Genomic DNA, 21113 nt, shown 5'->3' with positions numbered 1-21113 from the left:
ATCATGGCGCGCCGGCCATGGTCTGTCACGTCGGCTAACTGGCCGAGATCGCCCAGGTGATGAAGCCGGCGTTGATTGCGGTGAACACCAGGGCTACCAGGAAAATGGTGTCGGCCATGCGTTCCAGCCGATGGTTGCGGCCCAGGCTGCGCGTGCGCAGCGCCCAGTACGAGAGCAGGCACGAGGCGAGATAAAGCATCGAGTTGAAGGCCAGCAGGTCGTCGCCGAGCAGGTCCTCTTTGCGCAGCGAAATCACCACGCGAAGAATGCCGATCACGGTGAGGCATACGCCGACCATCGCGGCCGATGCGGTGAAGATATGCACGCAGATATCGTGGTCCAGGCGCGCGCGCTGGCTTTCGGGGCTGCTATCGGAGATGTCGGTCATGGCATGGCCTGGGTCGAATGCATCGAAAGATGGGAGCCCGCCATCGGCCGGCGGTTCCCGTCGAACCTTCCTGCGTTCATCGGCCAGATCATAAGGCGACTCAGTCGCCTGGGCGTACCCACCAGCGCTGTACGCGCTCGGCCAGCATCACCACGGCCAGCGAGCAGACGATGCCCAGCGCCACTTCGCCCACGCGCGTGAGGGCGATCAACCAGAACGATCCGGTATGCGGCACCAGCATGATGATGGTGGTGGTTGTGCCGCTGAGCCTTCCCGCGCTGCCAACGCCCAGCAGCCAGCAGGCGGTGATGGAGACCACGATGGCCACGGCGTAGGCGCTGTATTGCTCGCCCAGCAACAACGTGGCGCTGAAACCTACGACGCCGCCCACCAGCGCGCCGATCAGTTGGTCGCGCGAGGACGAGCGCGTATCCAGATAGGTCTGCTGCGTCACCGCGATGGCCGTGATGGCTGCCCAGAAGGCCTGCTGGGTATGCAGCAGCAGGCCCAGCCCATAGGCGCTGCTTGCCGCCAGCAGCGCCTGCAAGGCGAACCACAAGCCCTGCACCAGGCGATGCGTCCATGGCTGGTGGCGGTATACATAAGCCAAGCCCTGCTGGACGTCGACGAGGCGTCGCAGGTTGTCGCGCAGGGAGGGCTGGTCGCTCATGGGCGTGGCTACAGAGGTGTCAGATTGGCATAGGCATAGACCAGCCACTTGCTGCCGCTGTTGGCGAAGTTGACCTGGATACGCATATGCGCGCCGCTGCCCTCGGCCGTCACCACGATGCCTTCGCCGAAACTGGGGTGGCTCACGCGCTGGCCAAGCGTCAGCGGCATGCTCTCTTCCAGCGACTTCGATCCGCTGTTCGGACGTGCCCCGTAAAGCGGGCGGCTCACCTGCACGCGCGGGCGGACCTCGTCGATCAGTTCGGGCGGAATTTCCGCCAGGAAGCGTGATGGGCGCGCGAGCATTTCCACGCCATGCATGCGGCGCGATTCGGCATAGGTGATGAACAGGCGTTCGCGTGCACGCGTGATGCCCACGTAGGCGAGGCGGCGTTCTTCTTCCAGGCGGCCTTCGTCTTCCACCGAGCGCTGGCTGGGGAACAGGCCTTCTTCCATGCCGACCAGGAACACCACCGGGAATTCCAGGCCCTTGGCCGAATGCAGCGTCATCAGCTGCACGCAGTCATCCCAGGCTTCGCCCTGGCCTTCGCCGGCTTCCAGCGCGGCGTGCGAAAGGAAGGCCGACAATTCGCTCAGGCCTGCTTCCTCGTCATCGGGCGTCAGCTCGAAACGGCTGGCGACGTTGACCAGTTCGTCCAGGTTTTCCACGCGCGATTCGGCGTTGCCGCGGCTGTCCTTTTCGTAGAAGTCGCGCAGGCCGGTGTGGGTGATGGCGTGGTCGATCTGTTCGGCCAGGGCGAGCGCGTCGCCAACGCCTGCGCCCGCGAAGGCACGCGCCATGTCCTCGATCATGGTGAGGAAGGCCTTCACCGCGTTCTTTGCGCGGCCGGCCAGCTCGCTGCCGCCGCTGAGTTCGCTGAGCGCGGCCTCCCACATGGAGCTGCGTTCGGTGCGGGCACGACGGCGCAACACATCCAGCGTGCGATCACCAATGCCGCGCGGCGGTGTGTTCACCGCGCGCTCGAACGCGGCGTCGTCCTGCCGGTTGGAGGAGAGGCGTAGATAGGCCAGCGCGTCCTTGATTTCCGCGCGATCGAAGAAGCGCTGACCACCATAGACGCGGAAGCGGATATCCCGCTGCATCAGCTGTTCTTCGAAGTTGCGCGACTGCGCATTGGAGCGATAGAGAATCGCGCAATCGCGCGCCTGGCCATGCTCGGCGACGTACTCGCGGATGCGCTCGATGACGAAGCGTGCCTCGTCCTGTTCGTTGTAGGCCGCGTACAGCGCGATACGCTCGCCTTCGCCGCCATCCGTCCACAGCTGCTTGCCGAGGCGGCCGCCGTTGCGGGCGATCACGCTGTTGGCGGCTTTGAGAATGGTCGAGGTGGAGCGGTAGTTCTGTTCGAGCTTGATGGTCTTGGCGCCGGGGAAATCGCGCAGGAACTGCTGCACGTTTTCCACTTTCGCGCCGCGCCAGCCATAGATGGCCTGGTCGTCGTCGCCCACCACGAACACCTGGCCGGTGTGGCCGGCGAGCACGCGGATCCACGCGTACTGCAGCGTGTTGGTGTCCTGAAATTCGTCGATCAGCAGGTGGCGCCAGCGATCGCGGTAGTGATCGAGGATGGACGGGTTGTGCAACCACAGTTCGTGCGCGCGCAGCAGCAGCTCGGCGAAGTCCACCAGGCCGGCTCGGCGGCAGGATTCTTCATAGGCCTGGTAGATCTGCACCAGGGTGCGCGTCATCGGGTGGTCGCGATGCTCGATGGTGTCCGCGCGCTTGCCTTCGTCCTTCCATTGGTTGATCTGCCACGTCGCCTGGCGCGGCGGAAAGCGTGCCTCGTCGAGGCCAAGCCCGGCGATCACGCGCTTGATGATGCGCTGCTGGTCATCCGCGTCGAGGATCTGGAAACCTTCCGGCAGGCCCGCCTCGCGCCAGTGACGGCGCAACAGGCGATGCGCGATGCCGTGGAAGGTGCCCACGGTCAGGCCCTGGGTACCGCCCGGGATCAGCTGGTCCAGGCGGGCGCGCATTTCGCCGGCGGCCTTGTTGGTAAAGGTGACGGCGAGCACCGACCACGGCGACACGCCCACCACCTGGGTGAGCCAGCCGATGCGGTGCGTGAGCACGCGCGTCTTGCCGGAGCCGGCGCCCGCAAGCACGAGATAGTGGCCAGGAGGCGCGCATACGGCTTCGCGCTGCGCGTCGTTGAGCTTGTCGATCAGGTGGGAGACATCCATCCTGCCTATTGTACCGGGGGAGGCAAGGCCGTTCCCGCCAGGGTGCCCGAGTCGGGCCTCAGTAGTTGAGACCCGGGCTCAGCAGGTGCCAGCAGGCGATGAACGCGATGGCGGCGAGACACGTCAACAGCAGGATTGTGGCGCTGATCCGGCGCCACCAGCTGCCGCCACGGCGCCAGGCGCGCCAGCATTCCATGGCGACTCCCAGCGTACCCAGCACCGCCAGGATGCCGACCATGTGGAGCAGTCGCAGCCGCGTGTCCAGCTGGGCCACGCCCAGCCGCGGCAGCAGCAGGCACCAGCCACCCGCAAACAGCAGGTAGAGAATGGCGGTGAGCCGGCTGAGGCGATACCAACGCAGGTCCTGGTCCGTGAGCGTCGATATCTCGCGCCGACGAAGCAGCGCCACGACGGGCCACGACAAGGCGATCAGGGCGAACGCGCCGAGCATCGCGATGACCATGCCAAGGACACGCGAGGCCGGCCAGCCGCTGGCCGGCAGATACACCTCGATCGGCGACACCGTATCCACCGACAGCATGCTCACCTTGCCGTTGCGCACCAGCGCGCCGAGGTGCCGGCCGCTGGCATCATCCAGCCACAGATACGGCTTCACTTCACGCCAATGCGCTGCGCCGAACATCGGCGTAAGCAGCGTGCCGTCCGGCGCGATGCTGATGATGGTCTGGCGAAACAGGTTGCGCAGCGCGAGCAGGTTGTCGGTCGAGGTGATGCTGGAGGTATAGCGACCTGCCAGTTGCGCCGCATGTTGTTTGTCGGTGGCCAGCGTGGCCGGCTTCAATTGCGGCAACGGCGGAAAATAGCGATCGGAGAAGCGGTTCACCAACTCGCGCAGCAGAGGGTGGCCCTGGCCGCCATCGGTGGCGAGGAAAATGCCGGTGTGATGATCGGGAAACAACGCGAGCAGGCCGTTGAAGCCGGCATGGGAGCCGCCATAGCCGAGGATGATCTGGTCGCCATGATCCAGATGCGCAAAGCCCAGGGCCATACCAGGAAGACCGGGAATCGCCGCGCGCTGGTAGCTCTGCATCGTTTGCACGGTGGCCTGTTCGAGCAGTTGCGCGTTGCCGGAACGGCCGTACTGCAGGTGCGCGATCATGAAGCGCGCCATGTCCTCGCCGCTTGCAGACAAGGCCGCTGCCGGTACCGCCGTGCGCAAGTCGAACGGATGCGGCGGCGTATCCCGCTTGCCGTAATTGAGCGCCATGTCCGCCTGCAGCGGGGCCGGCAGCGGTTGTCGGAAGCTGGCGTGCTTCATCTCCAGCGGCGCCAGGATATGCCGCTCCATATAGTCGTTGAACGGCTGTCCGGACACGCGCTGCACGATGTATCCGGCGAGCGTGGCGCCGTAGCTGGAATACGCGGGAATTTCGCCTGCGGGATAGATGCGCGACGGCACCCACTGCTTCAACCAGGCGTCATAAGGCATCTGGGATGCGGGATCCGCGGCATAGCGATCCTTCAGCACATCCTCGAAGCCCGCTGTATGCGTCATCAGGTCGCGCAGTGTGATCGGCTTGCCATCGCGCGCGGGGATGCCGAAATCGAGATAGCGATTGATGTCGGCATCGAGATCGAGCTTGTGCTTCTCGACCAGCTGCATCACCGCCGTCCACGTGAACAACTGCGAGATCGAGGCAACGCGGAACATCGTGCTGGCCGGATCAACCGGCTTCTTCGCCTCGGCGTCCGCCTCGCCATAACCCTTGGCATAGRGGATTTCGCCGTCCTTCACCACCACCGCCACGGCGCCGGTCACCTCGCCCTTCTGCATCAGGGCGTTCATTTCGCCATCGAGCCAGGGCTGCAGGCTGCGGGCGTCGAGTTCGGATGCGCCCAGCTGGGTGACGGTGGCGTGCTTGGCCTCCGGCAGTGGCGTGATCTGGATCGGCGCCTGCGCCCACAGGCTGGCCGGCAGCAGCATCAGGGTCAGCGTCGCAGCGCATGTCCGCGAACGGAGACGGCTCATCACGGTGGACGCGATGGCGAGCATGCGGGACTCCTTGAAGCAGATGCGGCGGGGACGATGGGCAAGTATGCACCGCCCCTTGTGGCGTGGCGTCGCCGTGGCGTCAACGCGCGTCAGGTGGTTTTCAGCTGGAAGCGTGCGCTCAGTCGCGTTTCATCTGGGCAACGACATCGGCCAGTTCGCGCACCGCCGCTTCGGAAACCTCGCGCTGCGGCGTGATGTCCGGGTTGTTGTAGTTGCCGCCGTCGCCGATCACCTGGACCATGATGCCGTCGCTGCGTGGCACCACGCTGAGATTTTGCGTACGCAATCCGTACGTGACTTCGGGCTGCGGAATCAGCCTTGCCGTCTGCCCGCGCACGGGGATCACCGTATCGTCGTTGAACAGTGCGCGCGCACCGTAGCCCGTGGCATTGACCAGGGTGTGCTCGGGCAACTGTTGAAGCTGCTCGGCGTGTTCGAATTCGCGGATCTCGATCTTGCCGCCGGCCGCAAGATATTCGCTCATCAGATAGTTCGCATAGCTGCTGATATTGAACATCAGCGTGGTGTAGCGACGCACATAGGGTTCGGGGAACGGATGCTGGCCTAGTGATAATTCCACCGGGCGTGGCGTGAGATCGCGCACGCGGTCGGCAAATTCGCCGTACTCGGGTTCGTCCGCCACCTCACCGTGGAATTTGCCGAACGGCGCGTCGGCCAGCGAATACCCGTCGATCCATTCGATCGGCTGGCCCGGCAGGCCGAGCAGGCTCTGGTAACGCGCGTAGGAAATGCGCGTCATCATTTCCCAGCGGTCCGCCAGGGCGGGGGCGTGTGCGGCGTCGCAGATGCGCGAGTCGGGTGTCCACAGGCCCGATGCCCGCATGGAGAACACCTCCGGCGGCAAGGCCTTGGCATAGATGCGCGTGGCCAGCCCGGCGCGCTGGGCGAGCAGGGCGGTCGTGAGTCCAATCGCACCGCAGCCGACTACGCCCAATTCGCGTGCGCCGCTCGCCTGCACCATCTGCAGCGCCAGCGTGCCCGAGCCCCACGACAGCGACCAGCCGCTGCCGCCATGGCCATAGTTGTGCACCAACGTTTTCTTGCCGATTTTTTCCAGTTCGATGCGCGGACCTGCCGCACGGAACGGGCGCGTGCACACATAGACGCCGGTGATGCGGTCGGTGCTGGCGCGGATGGGGGCCAGCGATGGGGAGCAGGCGGTAGAGGCCGAGCGCGATTTCACTGCTGGCGCGGTGCAGGCGGCCAGTCCCGCGGTCGAGGCCACGGCGAGCGTGGCGCTGGCTTGGCGCAGGAATTGGCGGCGTTCCATGGGCGTTCCGAGAGGTTGCGGCGCGAAAAGCTTACACGCTCGTCATTCCGGCGCAGGCCGGAATCCAGTAGCGACGGGCAGCGGTCTTCGCGCGAACGTAAGAGATCTTCGACGCATCGCGAGAACCGAATGCACGGCAACTGGATTCCGGCCTACGCCGGAATGACGAGCTAAGGAGGCATCAGCCCTTCTTGAAGAACCCACCGAGCGCCAACAACGCGCCCACCACGATCCCCGCAATACCCACCCACTGCGGCAACGCCTTGTCATGCGTGGCGCTGACTTTAGCCGAGCCGATCTGCACGAGGGTGTCGGTGGTCTGATAGCTGCCATGGCCCAACAGGACCCAGATGCCGCCGGCCAGCAAAATGACGCCGAGGATGATCAGCACTGCACGCATGGAAAGCTCCTTGAAAAGGTGGACGGACGAAGAATCGCCAGAGCGCGTCACGCCGCTGTGAAACCGCGCCAAGTCGTCGACGCGCCACCATAGGAGCAGAGGGAAAGGGAAAAGTCGACGGCGGCGTGAAGCATGGCTGCCGCCGTCGAGAGGGGAAAGCGAGGTCAGTCCACGCGGGCGAACAGCGCGCCGTGGCCAGGCAGGCTCAGGCCATCGGCCGTCGCCGTGCCCTGGCTCAGTCCATGACCATCGATGGCAGTGAGCTTGCCCAGGCCGGCCAGCGGCAGCGCTGCCGCCGTCTTGGACAGGTTGAACGCGACCAGCAGCGTCTCATCGCCGTGCTTGCGGGTGAAGGCGAGCACGGGTTCGGGCGTATCGATGAACTGGATGCTGCCCCAGCGCAGCGCCGGCTGGGTCTTGCGCCATGCCATGAACTGACGGAAGCCGTTGAGGGTGGAATCGGGCGTCGCGTCCTGCAGCGTCACGGCCAGCGCGCGATGCTCGGCGGGCACCGGCAACCACGGATCGCCCACGCTGAAGCCGGCGTTGATGCCGCCGTTCCACGGCATCGGCGTGCGGCATCCATCGCGACCCTTGAAGGTCGGCCAGAAGGTGATGCCGTAAGGATCCTGCAGCGACTCAAACGGCACGTCCGCCTCGGTGAGGCCCAGTTCTTCGCCCTGATACACGCACACCGATCCGCGCAGCGAGCACACCATGGCGCTCAGCAGGTTGGCCAGCTTCGGCGAGGCATGGCCATTGCCCCAGCGACTGAGCACGCGCGACACGTCGTGATTGGAGATGGCCCAGCACGGCCAGCCTTCGAGCATCTGCGCCTCGAGGTTGCGCACCGTGCCGCGGATATAGCCCGCGCTGAAATCATCGGTGAGCAGCTCGAAGCTGTAACCCATGTGCAGGCGATTGCCGCTGGTGTATTCGGCGGTGGTGGCGAGCGAGTCTTCGGAGGAGATTTCGCCGATCGCGGCGACATCTTCGTACTGGTCCATCAAGGCACGCAGTTCTTCCAGGAACGCGATGTTCTCCGGCTGCGTGTTGTTGTAGTAGTGGTATTGGAACGCGTACGGATTGTCCGGGCTGAAGCCGCGGCCGACGCGCTTTTCCTCGGGCTTGGGCGGATTGTCACGCAGCTCGCGGTCGTGGAAGCAGAAGTTGATCGCATCCAGTCGCAGACCGTTGACGCCTTTGTCCAGCCAGTACTTCACCTCGTCGAGCACGGCGCGGCGCACGTCGGGGTTGTGGTAGTTGAGATCGGGCTGCGAGGTCAGGAAGTTGTGCAAGTAGTACTGCCCGCGGCGCGGTTCCCATTGCCAGGCGCAACCGCCGAACAGCGAGAGCCAGTTGTTGGGCGGCGTGCCGTCGGCTTTCGCATCAGCCCACACGTACCAGTCGGCCTTGGGGTTGTCGCGGTTCTCGCGGCTTTCCTTGAACCAGGCGTGCTCCATCGAGGTGTGGCTGAGCACCTGGTCGATCATCACCTTCAGGCCGAGCTTGTGCGCCTTGGCCAGCAGGCGGTCGAAATCCGCATTGCTGCCGAACAGCGGATCGACTTCGCGATAGTCCGCGATGTCGTAGCCGAAGTCGGCCATGGGCGAGCGGAAGAACGGCGAGATCCAGATCGCATCCACGCCAAGGCTCGCGACATAGTCGAGCTTGTCGACGATGCCCGGCAGGTCACCGACGCCATCGCCGTTGGTGTCCATGAAGCTGCGTGGATAGATCTGATAGGTGACGGCTCCTCGCCACCAGGGTGCTTCACTCATTCGCTTGTCCCGTTCCCGCCCAATGCCTGCGTCGCGCGCAGATCTAATCGCTCCGATTGCGAAGCGCGGGGGGCAGCTTAAAGGCAGAGTGCAAAGCGGACGCTTCGACTGCATACGTATTCAGAAAATCGGGATATTGCGATGCAGCAGGTAGCAAAAGGTTTCGTCGCGGAGCGGCGAAACTTGCGCTCGGCGAGGTGCGCTGAAGCTCCGCAAGCCGCGCCGTCATCCGTTTTCCGAGCGCAATGCGCAGTGGCGGCCAACCGTACGCAGACAACGGCCGTGAGACTCGCACCCCTTAGAATTTTGTCAAAGGTGCACAAAAAAACCGGGTCATGAATACGTATGCATAGGCCTGTTCGGGGTTTTTTGCAGCCCTACCATGGCCGCCACGCGACGGGGCCCTCCGAAGATTTCTCGGCTTGCACTGGCGCGTAGCCCGCGGCGGTCTGTGGGGATCGCTGCGGCAACTACAAAACCAAAGATGAAGTGCAAACCCGTGGGAGGGGAAGACGGTGGAACTGAAACGTAATGTGCTGGCCCTGGCGCTGGCGTCCGGTCTTTGTTTGACGGCGAATATTCATGCAGCGCCGGCGGATGCGGGCGCAAACGCGACCGGCACTGCCGCCGCCAACAGTGCGCAAGACGCAGGCCCGCAGACCAATCCGTCCACCAAGAAGGACGATCAGGGCAAGCCGACCCAGGACGAGCAGCTGGCCAAGAGCCTGTCCACCATCACGGTGACGGGTTACAACCAGGGCATGGAAAAGGCGATCGACTATCAGCGTTATGCCGATACGATCCAGAACGTCATCACCCCGGCCGACATCGGCGGTCTGCCTGACCAGTCCATTGCCGATGCACTGACCCGCCTGCCGGGCGTGTCCGCTGAGCGCATCGCTGGCCAGGCTTCGCAGATCAATATCCGCGGCCTCTCGGGCAACTTCATCCAGACCACGCTCAATGGTCGCGAGCAGCCGTCCACCAGCGGCAGCAACTACATCCAGTTCGACCAGTACCCGTCCGAGCTGATCAACATGGCCACGGTGTACAAGTCCTCGCAGGCTTCGCTGATCACCGGCGGCGTCGGCGGCACCATCGGCATGGAGACGGCCAACCCGCTCAATGCGCCGAAGGAGCAGAACCTCAACATCGACGCGCGCGGCAGCTACAACAGCCAGGCGGGCGATGTGGCAGGCGCCAATTCCACCGGCTATCGCGTGAGCGCGGCATGGCAGGGCAAGTTCCTCAATGACACCCTGGGCGTGGGCCTGGGCGTGGCGCAGATGTACCAGCCGCACGTGGCCGAGCAGTTCGTGGGCGAAGCCTCTGATGGCAACAAGGTCACGCTGCCCAGCGGTCAGCAGGCGTATCTGACCCAGGGTCTTCAGCTGCAGCAGAACGGCGGCACCGAGCGCCGCACCGGCGAAGTCGCCACCATCGTGTGGAAGGCCACCGACGAACTGCAGTTCGGCGCTGATGCGTTCTACTCCAAGTACAAGAACACCTCGTTCGGCTACGGTTTCCGTTCGCAGAACATGTACGGCAACCAGGCGCTGATCTCCAATGCCGTGCTTGGCCCCTACGGCACGATGACTGGCGGCACGATCACCAGCACCGGCGGCGGCAACTTCTCCAACGAGACCACGGCCGACAACTACTCCACCGACACCAGCGTGTTCTCCGGTGGCCTGAACATGAAGTGGAACCACGACCGCTGGCACGTCAACACCGACCTGTCGCTATCGCGCGCCACCAGCAACGAGATCAACGTGGACACCACGGCTGATCCGTACACGGGTCTTGGCACCGCCAACCCGCAGCTGATGGGACAGTCCACCACCTACCAGCTGGCTGGTCGCAGCCTCGGCACGGTGTCGTTCGCCAATCCGGGCGCGTACACCAACCTCAACGACCTGGCGCTGTCGCGTTACGGCGTGTACCCCTACATCTATCACGACAAGATGAAGGCGTTCCGCACCGACGTGAAGTACGACCTGCCCAACAGCGGCTGGTTCTCCGCGCTGGAAGCAGGTGTGTACGTCAACAATCACACCTACAACGCGGACCGCGAGGTCTACGTGTATGGCAATGAGTGGGGTGGCAGCGGCACCCTGCCGCTCACCATTCCGGCCAGCGCCGCCAAGGTCACCTGCTGGAGCGGCAAGTTCTCGGGCTACCCGTGCTTCATGCAGCTCAACGGCCCGGCGATTCTTGCCGCCCATGGCATCACGGCCAATCCGGTGAAGAACATCACCGACCAGAGCTGGTCGGAGATCCAGAGCGGCTCGGTCGACGAGAAGACCCGCGATGTCTACTTCATGGCGGACATCGATGCGCAGGACGTGTTCGGCCACGAGCTGACCGGTAACGTCGGCTTCCGTTACTCGCACCAGTCGCAGTACAGCAATGGCCTGCAGCAGGTGGGCAATGGCGCCGGTATTCCGATCACCGACGGCAACGGCAACACCAGCCTCGACTACGCGCCGCTCACCGTCGGCAAGACCTATTCCGACTGGCTGCCGTCGCTCAACCTGATCTACCACTTCACCGACGAAGATCAGATGCGCTTCGCCGCCGCCAAGGTGCTCGCGCGTCCGCCGATCAACCAGATGCTGGCCGGTTCGGGTTCGTGGGTGTCGACCGCAGGCAACCAGAACTATTACAACGTCTGGGGCGGCACCAGCCCGCTGCTCGATCCGCTGCGCGCGACGCAGTATGACCTGACGTACGAGCACTACTTCCAGGACTCCAGCGGTCTGGTCAGTGCCGGCGTGTTCTACAAGGACATCAAGTCGTTCGTCCAGGCAGTCACGTACAACAACTTCGACTTCGCCTCGGCAGGCATCCCGGTGCCGACCGATCCGACCACGGGCAAGCCGTACCTCAATGGCGAGTACCAGACGGCATTCAACGCCAAGGGTGGCGAAGTCACCGGCCTGGAAATGTCGTTCGCCAAGAACCACATCTTCCCGGGCATCTGGGAAGGTCTGGGTGTGCAGGCCAACCTCGCGCTGACCCACAGCACGGTGAGCAACCCGACCACGCTGGGCGGTCCGACCTCGTATATCGGTCTGCCGGGTCTGTCCAAGCGCGTGGCGAGTGCGGCGGTGTTCTATGACTACGGTCCGTTCTCGGCCCGACTGTCCGGCAACTACCGCTCGAAGTTCGCCTCCGACACGCAGATGTCGGTGACCAACCAGATGGTCACCTTCGCCGCTGAAACGGTGTACGACTTCCAGGCCTCGTACAACATCACCGACCAGTGGAGCGTGGTCTACCAGATGCTGAACCTCAGCAATCAGCCGACCCGTACCTACTTCGGTTCCGACCCGTCACAGACCGGCACGATCCAGTACTTCGGTCGTACCAGCTACCTCGGCGTCAACTTCAAGCTGTAAGCCACGATCGCGCCGGCCTCCTTAAGGAGTGCCGGCGCGATGCTTTCCGGTGCTGTGTGTTCTGCACGGCATCCACACACCGCGAGGCCCGGCGTAGCGGTTTCCGGTCCGATGCGATGTCTGCGTTCCGGTGTACCGTTCCGTCGATGGCCAGTCGCCTTCGAATGGAGCTCAGCATGTCCCGGAATCGCCTGTTCAGTTCTCTTGCGCTCGCCCTCTCTCTTGCGCTCGGCGCCGCGCCGATGGGCGCACGCGCAGCCGACGCAACACCGCCGCCTGCTTCCAATATCCAGCCATCGTCCGGCGTCTACTACGAGATCTTCGTGCGCGCCTGGTACGACACCAACGGCGACGGCATCGGCGATCTCAACGGCGTCACGGCCAAGCTCGATTACCTCAAATCGCTGGGCATCAGCGGTATCTGGCTGATGCCGATCAACAGCTCGCCCAGCTATCACGGCTACGACATCACCGATTACTACGGCATCAATCCGCAGTACGGCACGACGGCTGACATGGAGCATCTCGTCGCCGAAGCGCACAAGCGCGGCATCGCCGTGACCATGGACATGGTGATCAACCACACGGCCAAGGAACATCCGTGGTTTGTCGACGCGCAGAAGGCCGATGGCGCGCATCGCGACTGGTATAGCTGGACGTCCAAACAGCCGGATCTCAAGGCCATCAGCGCCACCGATACGCCGATCTGGCACGCCGGCAACGATGGCTGGTACATCGGTGTTTTCGGCGGCCATATGCCGGACCTCAACTACGACAATCCGGCCGTGCGCGCGGAGATGATCAAGGTGGGCCAGTACTGGCTGGGCAAGGGCGTGGACGGTTTCCGCCTCGATGCCGCCAAACACATCTACGTCGACTTCAAGTCGGACGTGCACAGCGCCAAGGCGCTGGACAAGAACGTGGCATGGTGGACCGAGTACCACGATGCGCTGGCCAAGACGCACCCGAACGTGACCCTGGTGGGCGAAGTCAGCGCCACCTCGCCGAAAGAACTCGCGCCCTACCTCAAGCCGCTGGGTTCGATTTTCGACTTCCCGCTGGCCGAGCAGCTGATCGTCAGCGCCAAGAGCGAGCGTGCGGGCCAGCTGGGCAATCTGCTCAAGGCCACCTACGACGCTTATAAAGTCGCTGGTGACACCCCGCATATCGACTCCACCTTCCTGTCCAACCACGACCAGGAACGCGTGATGAGCCGCCTCAACGGCAACGTCGAGCATATGCGCATGGCCGCCGCGTTGCTGCTGACCCTGCCGGGCCGGCCGTATATCTATTACGGCGAAGAGCTGGGCATGGAAGGCAAGAAGCCCGACGAGAACTTGCGCGAGCCGATGCGCTGGACGCGTGAAGCAGGCCCGGGCGAGTCTCGCTGGAAGCCTTCGAGTGTGAACCAGGGGCAGGCCGTGTCCGTGCAGGCCGAGCAGGACGATGCCAGCTCGCTGTACAACACCTATCGCACGCTGATTGGCTGGCGCGCCCAGAACGGCGCACTGCGCGACGGCGACCTGACCGTGGTCGCCACCGGCCTGCCCAACGTGGTCGCCTACTGGCGCAACGACGGCAAGCAGAAGCTGCTGGTGGTGCATAACCTTTCCGGCAAGAGCGCAGTGTGGAAACCTAAGGGGGATCTCCTGCCCAAGGACGCCGCCGTGCAACTGACCACCCAAGCCCACGCCGCACTGGACCATGGCCATCTCCAGCTCCCCGCCTACAGCACCGTCGTGGTGCGCTGATGCGGCCGCGCCTGCTTGCATTGGCGCTGCTGGGCGCCATGGCCGTCACGCCGGCGGCCATGGCCGTGCGTAACGACGCCAGCGCCGACCGGATGGAACTGAGCCTGCCCCAGGGCAAGCTGGAACTGCGCCTGCTGGCGCCGGGCATCGTGCAGTTGCGCGTGGACGGCACGCGCGAGCCGGCCACCCCGGTGATCGATCAGCAGGCCAGTTTCGATCCGGTCGAGGTGATGCGCGAGACGCAGGGCGACGAGCAGATCCTGCGTTCAGCGCAACTGACCATGCGCTGGAATTCGCGCCGCTCGCAACTTCAGGTGGAAGACCCCAAGGGGCGCTTGCTGCTCAGCGCCGATCTCTCGCACGCGATGGACGGCCGCTGGTCGCTGGCGCATACCAAGGGCGATCCGCAGTACGGCATCGGCGGCCTCAATGCCTTCGATGCGCAAACCGGCAATCTCCTGCGCAACAGCAAGCAGATCGCGACTGCAGGGAGGCAGGGCCATACCGGTGCGCCGTTCGTGTGGAGCACGGCCGGCTACGGCGTGCTCGCCGACGCGGAGCCGGCGCAGTTCGATCTGTCGGCCACCCGCATCGGCATCCAGGCCCCGCACACGGCGGTGCACACCATCTATCTGCTGGTGGGCGCGCCCGATGCGCTGTTCGCCCAGGTGCGCCAGATCAGCGGCGCGGCGCCGATGTTTCCCAAGTGGGCGATGGGTTTTACCAACAGCCAGTGGGGCATCGACCAGAAGGAAGCGCTGACCCTGGTGGACACCTACCGGGCCAAGCACATCCCCATCGACAACTTCACCTTCGACTTCGACTGGAAGGCATGGGGCGAGGACATGGGCGAATTCCGCTGGAACACCGACAAATTCCCGGATGGCCCCGACGGCAAGCTCAAGCAGCAGATGGACGAGCGCGGCATGCACATGACCGGCATCATGAAGCCGCGCGTGCATGTGGACACGGTGGAAGGGCGCGAAGCCACCGAACGCGGCTACTGGCTGGCGCAGTCGAAACTGGCCCCCGACTACTTCTCGCACAAGCCCGTGCGCGACGTGGATTTCGACAAGCCCGAAGTGCGCACGTGGTTCTTCAACGATGCGCTCAAGCATTCCTTCGAGACCGGCATCGTGGGCTGGTGGAACGACGAAGCCGACGACAGCGGCGTCGATACGCAATTTCTCAACATGCAGCGCGCCCTGTACGACGGTCAGCGCGGCATCAGCAATAAACGCGTGTGGTCCATCAACCGCAACTACTATCTGGGCGCCCAGCGCTACGCCTATGGCGTGTGGTCCGGCGATATCCAGAGCGGTTTCGCCAGCATGGCCGCGCAACGCCAGCGCATGCTCGCTGCGTTCGATGTCGGCGCGATGCACTGGGGCATGGACGGCGGCGGCTTCAAGGCGCCGATGCCGGTGCCCGAGAACTATGCCCGCTGGATCCAGTTCGGCGCGTTCACGCCGGTGTTCCGCGTGCACGCCGACTTCGGCCAGAAACGCCAGCCGTGGGTCTACGGGCCGATCGCCGAAAAGGCCGCGGCCGAGGCGATCCGCCTGCGCTACTCGCTGATTCCCTATATCTACAGCTATGAGTACCAGTCGCACGCCAACGGCGTGGGTCTGGTGCGTCCGCTGCAGTTCGTCTATCCGAACGATCCCGCCCAGCGCGATCGCATCGACGCATGGATGTTCGGCGATTACCTGCTGGTCTCGCCGGTGGTGGAGCAGGGCCAGACGGTCAAGCATCTGCAGCTGCCGCACGGACGCTGGATCAACTGGTTCGATGGCAAGGCGTACGAGGGCGATCGCGAGATCACGCTGAGCGTCGATGCCACGAACTGGAGCGATGTGCCGCTGTTCGTGCGCGAAGGCGCCATCATCCCGCAGCAGCCGGTGATGGACCATGTCGGCCAGCAGCCAGTGACATCGCTGGATGTGCAGGTGTTCCCGTCCGACAGCGAAACGGCTTTCAGCGTCTACGAAGACGACGGCGACACCTACGGCTACGAGCAGGGGGCTTACTTCCTGCAGGCGCTGTCGGTGCGTCGCGAGGGTAACGTGGTGAACTTCCATGCAGCGGCGGTCAGCGGCAAATTCAAGCCGGCGTTGCAGGATTACGTGCTGGCCATCCACGGCGCTCCGGCCGGCGCCGTGAGCAGTGATGGCAAGCCGCTGCCGGTACTCGGCAGTCTCGATGCCTTGCGCGCATCCACCAGCGAAGGCTGGGCGCATGGCCGTGATCGTTTTGGCGAGGTGACGTACGTGAAAGTGGAAGCGGGCAAGGCAAAGAACATCCAGCTGAACACGTCGGCGGTGCAGCCGTGAGTGGCGCGCCCATGCGTCGTGCGCGTCTCGCGCTGGCTTGCGCAGCATCGCTGCTTGCCGGCGTTGTCCATGCCCAGGCCATCACGCCCCACGGCGATGTGAGCTGGAAGGGCAAAACCGCCAGCATGAGCAGCGAGGCCAACGGCAGCTTCGTGCTCCATGCTCCAAACGGCGACCGCAGCATTGCCGCTCAGAAGTTGTCCGTGCATACGGCGAGCCCGCTGTTCGATGGCCTGTTCGCGATGGCGCAGGACGATCTCAGCCACGATGCGGTATCTGCCATCAAGGACGGTGCCTACGACCACGGCAAGGAAATTCCCTGCCGTTGCTACGCCACGGGCGAGAAGTGGCCGTATGTGTGGACGCGCGACGTCTCGTACTCGATTGACCTCGCACTGTGGCGCATCGATGCGGATCGAGCGCGCGAGTCGCTGCGCTTCAAGCTCTCCGATGTGCGCGAGCCCGCGGCCACGCAAGGCCTCTACGTGATGCAGGACACCGGTTCGGGCGGCAGCTGGCCGATCAGCACCGATCGCGTGGTGTGGTTCCTCGGTGCCAGGCATCTGCTGGGCCAAAAGGCGTTCGCCGAGGACACCTGGCGTGCGCTGAAGGACACGCTGGCGCAGGATCGTCTCTACGTCTTCGACAGCAAGCTGGGCCTTTATCGCGGCGAAACCTCCTTCCTCGACTGGCGCGAACAGACCTATCCCGCGTGGACCGAGAAAGACGTGCGCTATATCGGCGAATCGTTCGCGCTGTCCACCAACGTGTTGCACTACCAGGCCCTGCAACTCGCGGCGCAGCTGGCGGATCAGCAGCACGATGCTTCGGCCAAGGACTTTCGCGTGCAGGCGGCTGCACTGAAGCAGGCGATCAACGCGCACTTCTGGCGCACCGACCGCGGCATGTACATGAGCTACCTCGGTCCCGAAGCCATGCCGGTCGACAGTTACGACCTGCTCGGCATTTCGCTGGCGGTGACCAGCGGCGTGGCCGATACCCCCAGGGCGAAGCAGTCGCTGGACAACTATCCCGCCTGGCAGGCGGGCAGCCCGGTGATCTGGCCGGAGCGCAAGGATCAGCCGGTCTATCACAACCGCGCGATCTGGCCGTTCGTGAGTGCCTACGCGCTGCGCGCCGCGCGCACGGTGAACGACTCGACGCGCATTGCGCACGAGATGGATTCGATCCTGCGCGGCGCCGCGCTCGCCTCGTCCAATATGGAGAACTACGAGCTGGTCTCCCAGGCCGTGCATGTCGACGAGGGCAAGCTCAGTGGTCCGGTGGTCAATTCGCCGCGTCAGCTGTGGTCGGTGGCGGGTTATCTCGACATGGTGATCAGCGGTGTGTTCGGTCTCGACGATGGCGGGCACATTGAACCGAAGTTGCCTGCGTCGTGGGTAGCGCCGCTGTTTGGCGACAAGCAGAAAATCACGCTGGATCTGGCCGGCCAGCGCATCACCCTGGTGCGTCCGGCCAAGCTCGACGGTGATCTGCTGGTGACCCAGTCGCAGCATCGCGAGGGCGACGAGACCATCGTGCAGCTGAAGGCGATTCATTCCGGCGCAAAGCCGCTGCGCACCGATGCGCCGCTGTTCGCTGCGGAGATGCCCGATGCGCCCGCGGTTACCGAAAACGGCAATCGCTGGCAGGTCGGTTTCCAGGGCAAGGGCATGTTGTATCTGGACGGCCATCGCGTGGGCCCGATCGACGGCAGCCTCACGCTGCCCAAGGGCAACACGCGCCAGTGCTTCCAGCTCACGCGCGTCGGAGACGACGGTCTGGAATCCTTGCCGAGCATGGCCACCTGCAAGGGCGAGGAAACGCGCCTTGCAGGGCCAGGACCGTGGGAGTGGAAGGCGCCGAAGGATGGCTCGTTCAGCGTGTCATTCGACTATGTAAACGACCACGGGCCGATCAACACCGGCGTCACCGCCGCGGTGAAGTTGCTGGACGTGTCGTGCGATGGTGCAGCGCCACAGCGCGTACCGGTGGTGATGCCGCATAGTGTGGGCACGCAGCGCTCCGCCACGGCCACCTTCTTGACGCGGGCGGGTGCGATTTGCCGCTACCGACTGGACCAGGGATTCAACATGAGTGACTTGCGCCACAACGCGCACTACACCGGCGAGCAGGGCGGGGCGAGCGGCCCGGTCAACGATACCAAGGTCGAGGCCATGCTGGTGTCGCCGTCGCCGGTCACGGCCAAGCCATGACGCGCAAGCCCGAGCTGTCGTTCTGGCAGATCTGGAACATGTGCTTCGGTTTCCTGGGCATCCAGTTTGGATTCGCCCTGCAGAACGCGAACGTCAGCCGCATCTTCCAGACCCTGGGCGCGGACGTCGGCGATATCCCGGCGCTGTGGATCGCCGCGCCGTTCTCGGGTCTGCTGGTGCAGCCGATCATCGGTTACTTGTCCGATCGTACGTGGACAAAGTTGGGCCGTCGTCGTCCGTATTTCCTGATCGGTGCGGTGCTCACCACGCTGGCGCTGCTGTGCATGCCCAACTCGCCGGTGCTGTGGGTGGCGGCAGGGCTGCTGTGGATCATGGATGCCTCGATCAATATTTCGATGGAGCCGTTCCGCGCCTTCGTAGGCGACCAGCTGCCGCCGCGCCAACGCCCCGTGGGCTATGCGATGCAGAGCTTCTTCATCGGCGTGGGCTCGGTGGTGGCCTCGCTGCTGCCCTGGCTGCTGGCCAAGCTCGGCGTGAGCAATGTGGCGGGCGAGGGCGCCATTCCCGATACGGTGAAATACGCGTTCTATCTCGGCGGCGTGGTGCTGCTGGGCTCGGTGCTGTGGACGGTGCTCACCACGCGCGAATATCCGCCGGGTGAGCTGGAAGCTTTCACCGTTGGTCAGGTCGAGACCACCGTGACGAACGCGTCGGGAGCGTGGCGCTTCGGCGTGCTGCTGATCATCGCGGGCGCCGCGCTGCTGGTGGCGATCCGCCACTACGCGCTGGAGAAAGAGCTGTATCTGCTGGCGGGCGGCCTGGTGCTGTTCGGCGCACTGTTTTCATGGCTGTCCATCACACGCAGCAGCGGCATGCTGAAGCAGGTGATGGGCGATCTCTACGGCATGCCCGAATCCATGCGCCGGCTTGCCGTCGTGCAGTTTTTCTCCTGGTTTGCTTTGTTCGCCTTGTGGATCTACACCACGGCTGCGGTGACTTCAGTGCATTACGGCACCACCGATGTCCATTCGGCCGCTTATAACGAAGGTGCCAACTGGGTGGGCGTGCTGTTTGCCGCGTACAACGCCTTCGCGGCGGTGGCGGCTGCCGCCATTCCGTGGATGGTGCGTCGCTGGGGCCTGCGCATCAGTCATCTGCTCAATTGCGCGCTGGGCGGTGCGGGCCTGCTGTCGATCCTGGTGATCCGCGATCCGCAGTGGCTGTTGCTGTCGATGGTGGGCGTGGGTTTTGCGTGGGCCTCGATCCTGTCGCTGCCGTACGCGCTGCTGTCGGACAACCTGCCGGCGTCGAAGATGGGCGTCTATATGGGCATCTTCAATTTCTTCATCGTGATTCCGCAGCTGATGGCGGCCAGTGTGTTGGGCCTGTTGCTGAGGCTGTTCTTCCATGGCCAGGCGATCTGGGCGCTGGCGATGGGCGGGGCGAGCCTGCTGATCGCGGGGCTGTGCACGTTGCGGGTCGCAGAACCGTCGACGCGGTTGGACCCGGTAGTAGCGCATTAATCTCAAAATGTAGGAGCGCACTTGTGCGCGACCGCGGACTACCAGACGTCATCGCCATCGGGTTGTCGCGCACAAGTGCGCTCCTACAGTGGGATTTCTTCAGCGTTTGACGCTGGATTTCCGCACGATCAACTTCGCCGGCAACATCCCGCTTTGTGCCGGCTCGCCGCGAATCAGCGCGAGCAAATTGTCGACCAGGATCTCGCCTGCGAGCTTGGTGTCCTGCAATACCGTCGTGAGCGGCGGACTGACGAAGCTCGCCATCGGGATATCGTCAAAACCCGCCAGCGCCACATCGTCCGGCACGCGCAGACCGTGGTCGGCGAGCGCACGCATCGCGCCAAAAGCGATCAGGTCGCTGGCGGCGAACACCGCATCGAAGCTCACACCCCGCGACAGCAGCGTTTCCAGCGCGTCGTAGCCGGACCGCTCAGTGCTTTCCGCATTGACTTGCAGCAAGGGCTCAACGTGCAGCCCGGCGTCGCTCAGGGCGCGTGCATAGCCGCGATAGCGATCGAAGAATTCAGGATAGTGGCTGGAGGCGTCGCCCAGGAAGGCGATGCGGCGGCAGCCTTGTTCGAGCAGGTGCGCAGTGACCTCGCGGCCGCCGCTGAGGTTGTCGCAGCCCACGGATACATCCGGCTGATCGGGCAGCACCGCGCCCCAGCGCACGCAGCGGGTGCCCTGGTCCACCAGCTTCTGCAGCTTGTCGCGCGTGGCCAGGTAATCACCGTAGCCGAGCAGGATGATGCCGTCGGCCTTCATGCTGTCCGCGTAGTCGGCGTGCCAGTCGCGCGAAAACTGCTGGAACGAGATCAGCAGGTCGTAACCGCGCTGCGCGCTGGCGCGGGTGATCGAGCCCAGCATCGAAAGAAAGAACGGATTGATATGGGACTCGTCCGCGGTCGGGTCCTCGAACAGCAGCAGGGCCAGCGTGCCGGTGTGCTTGGCGCGCAGGCCCGAGGCGTTCTTGTCGACCTTGTAGTTCAGCTCATCGACCGCCGCCTGGATGCGCCGGCGCGTCTCCTCGTTGACCAGCGGACTGCCGCGCAAGGCGCGCGACACCGTGGACTGGGAGACCCCGGCCAGGTGGGCGATATCGAATGAGGTGACTTTTCCCTTGATCTGCACGCAGCGGTGACTCTTGAGTCAGTGCGCAGATCCTAGCGGCTTGTGTGCT

Annotated in this window: 13 protein-coding genes; 5 read left to right on the top strand and 8 right to left on the bottom strand. The window is 64.3% G+C overall.

Annotated elements, in window-relative coordinates; translation table 11 throughout:
• Positions 1 to 34 precede the first annotated feature (34 nt).
• From AC1DE1_RS17310 to AC1DE1_RS17280, 7 genes are all read right to left on the bottom strand, one after another.
• Positions 35 to 388 (bottom strand): hypothetical protein, encoded by a 354-nt coding sequence (locus tag AC1DE1_RS17310; protein WP_441604852.1) that lies wholly within the window; start codon positions 386 to 388, stop codon positions 35 to 37.
• Between the two features lie 100 nt (positions 389 to 488).
• Complete coding sequence (locus AC1DE1_RS17305; protein ID WP_441604851.1) at positions 489 to 1058, bottom strand: FUSC family protein; 570 nt, start codon at positions 1056 to 1058, stop codon at positions 489 to 491.
• Positions 1059 to 1066: 8 nt separating this feature from the next.
• Entirely contained in the window at positions 1067 to 3262 is a 2196-nt protein-coding gene (gene uvrD / locus AC1DE1_RS17300) for a DNA helicase II (protein WP_441604850.1), read from the bottom strand.
• 58 nt (positions 3263 to 3320) lie between these two features.
• Positions 3321 to 5276 (bottom strand): serine hydrolase domain-containing protein, encoded by a 1956-nt coding sequence (locus tag AC1DE1_RS17295; protein WP_477179159.1) that lies wholly within the window; start codon positions 5274 to 5276, stop codon positions 3321 to 3323.
• Positions 5277 to 5394: 118 nt separating this feature from the next.
• Positions 5395 to 6567, bottom strand: coding sequence for an FAD-dependent oxidoreductase (locus tag AC1DE1_RS17290; protein ID WP_441604848.1), 1173 nt, complete (start codon positions 6565 to 6567; stop codon positions 5395 to 5397).
• Between the two features lie 181 nt (positions 6568 to 6748).
• Positions 6749 to 6967: a hypothetical protein gene (locus AC1DE1_RS17285; RefSeq protein ID WP_441604847.1), complete on the bottom strand. Its 219-nt coding sequence runs from the start codon at positions 6965 to 6967 to the stop codon at positions 6749 to 6751.
• A 164-nt stretch (positions 6968 to 7131) separates the two neighbouring features.
• Positions 7132 to 8748 (bottom strand): alpha-glucosidase family protein, encoded by a 1617-nt coding sequence (locus AC1DE1_RS17280; protein WP_441604846.1) that lies wholly within the window; start codon positions 8746 to 8748, stop codon positions 7132 to 7134.
• A 515-nt stretch (positions 8749 to 9263) separates the two neighbouring features.
• Here AC1DE1_RS17280 and AC1DE1_RS17275 point away from each other — a divergent pair.
• From AC1DE1_RS17275 to AC1DE1_RS17255, 5 genes are all read left to right on the top strand, one after another.
• A complete protein-coding gene (locus tag AC1DE1_RS17275) occupies positions 9264 to 12149 on the top strand; it encodes a TonB-dependent receptor (RefSeq protein WP_441604845.1) in 2886 nt (961 codons plus the stop codon).
• A 176-nt stretch (positions 12150 to 12325) separates the two neighbouring features.
• A complete protein-coding gene (locus AC1DE1_RS17270; RefSeq protein WP_441604844.1) occupies positions 12326 to 13900 on the top strand; it encodes an alpha-amylase family glycosyl hydrolase in 1575 nt (524 codons plus the stop codon).
• The gene (locus AC1DE1_RS17265) at positions 13900 to 16233 is read left to right on the top strand and encodes a glycoside hydrolase family 31 protein (RefSeq protein WP_441604843.1); all 2334 of its coding nucleotides are present in this window, start codon (positions 13900 to 13902) and stop codon (positions 16231 to 16233) included. Before AC1DE1_RS17270 ends, AC1DE1_RS17265 begins: the two co-directional genes overlap by 1 nt.
• An 11-nt stretch (positions 16234 to 16244) precedes the next feature.
• Positions 16245 to 18449 carry an alpha-L-rhamnosidase-related protein gene (locus AC1DE1_RS17260; protein WP_441604842.1) on the top strand — a complete coding sequence of 735 codons (2205 nt, stop codon included), beginning with the start codon at positions 16245 to 16247 and terminating at the stop codon, positions 18447 to 18449.
• Complete coding sequence (locus tag AC1DE1_RS17255) at positions 18446 to 19933, top strand: MFS transporter (RefSeq protein WP_477179158.1); 1488 nt, start codon at positions 18446 to 18448, stop codon at positions 19931 to 19933. Before AC1DE1_RS17260 ends, AC1DE1_RS17255 begins: the two co-directional genes overlap by 4 nt.
• Positions 19934 to 20032: 99 nt before the next feature.
• On the opposite strand, the gene AC1DE1_RS17250 is transcribed toward AC1DE1_RS17255, so the two are convergent.
• Positions 20033 to 21058 carry a LacI family DNA-binding transcriptional regulator gene (locus tag AC1DE1_RS17250; RefSeq protein ID WP_441604859.1) on the bottom strand — a complete coding sequence of 342 codons (1026 nt, stop codon included), beginning with the start codon at positions 21056 to 21058 and terminating at the stop codon, positions 20033 to 20035.
• Positions 21059 to 21113: the final 55 nt, after the last annotated feature.

The organism is Dyella sp. 05T440 (assembly GCF_056395965.1).
This window is presented reverse-complemented; position numbering and strand designations above follow the sequence as displayed.

Excerpts from the sequence above, each read along its gene's own strand:
- AC1DE1_RS17310 (WP_441604852.1), bottom strand. The coding sequence starts at position 388 with ATGACCGACATCTCCGATAGCAGCCCCGAAAGCCAGCGCGCGCGCCTG.
- AC1DE1_RS17305 (WP_441604851.1), bottom strand. The coding sequence starts at position 1,058 with ATGAGCGACCAGCCCTCCCTGCGCGACAACCTGCGACGCCTCGTCGAC.
- uvrD (WP_441604850.1), bottom strand. The coding sequence starts at position 3,262 with ATGGATGTCTCCCACCTGATCGACAAGCTCAACGACGCGCAGCGCGAA.
- AC1DE1_RS17290 (WP_441604848.1), bottom strand. The coding sequence starts at position 6,567 with ATGGAACGCCGCCAATTCCTGCGCCAAGCCAGCGCCACGCTCGCCGTG.
- AC1DE1_RS17285 (WP_441604847.1), bottom strand. The coding sequence starts at position 6,967 with ATGCGTGCAGTGCTGATCATCCTCGGCGTCATTTTGCTGGCCGGCGGC.
- AC1DE1_RS17280 (WP_441604846.1), bottom strand. The coding sequence starts at position 8,748 with ATGAGTGAAGCACCCTGGTGGCGAGGAGCCGTCACCTATCAGATCTAT.
- AC1DE1_RS17270 (WP_441604844.1), top strand. The coding sequence starts at position 12,326 with ATGTCCCGGAATCGCCTGTTCAGTTCTCTTGCGCTCGCCCTCTCTCTT.
- AC1DE1_RS17265 (WP_441604843.1), top strand. The coding sequence starts at position 13,900 with ATGCGGCCGCGCCTGCTTGCATTGGCGCTGCTGGGCGCCATGGCCGTC.
- AC1DE1_RS17260 (WP_441604842.1), top strand. The coding sequence starts at position 16,245 with ATGCGTCGTGCGCGTCTCGCGCTGGCTTGCGCAGCATCGCTGCTTGCC.
- AC1DE1_RS17255 (WP_477179158.1), top strand. The coding sequence starts at position 18,446 with ATGACGCGCAAGCCCGAGCTGTCGTTCTGGCAGATCTGGAACATGTGC.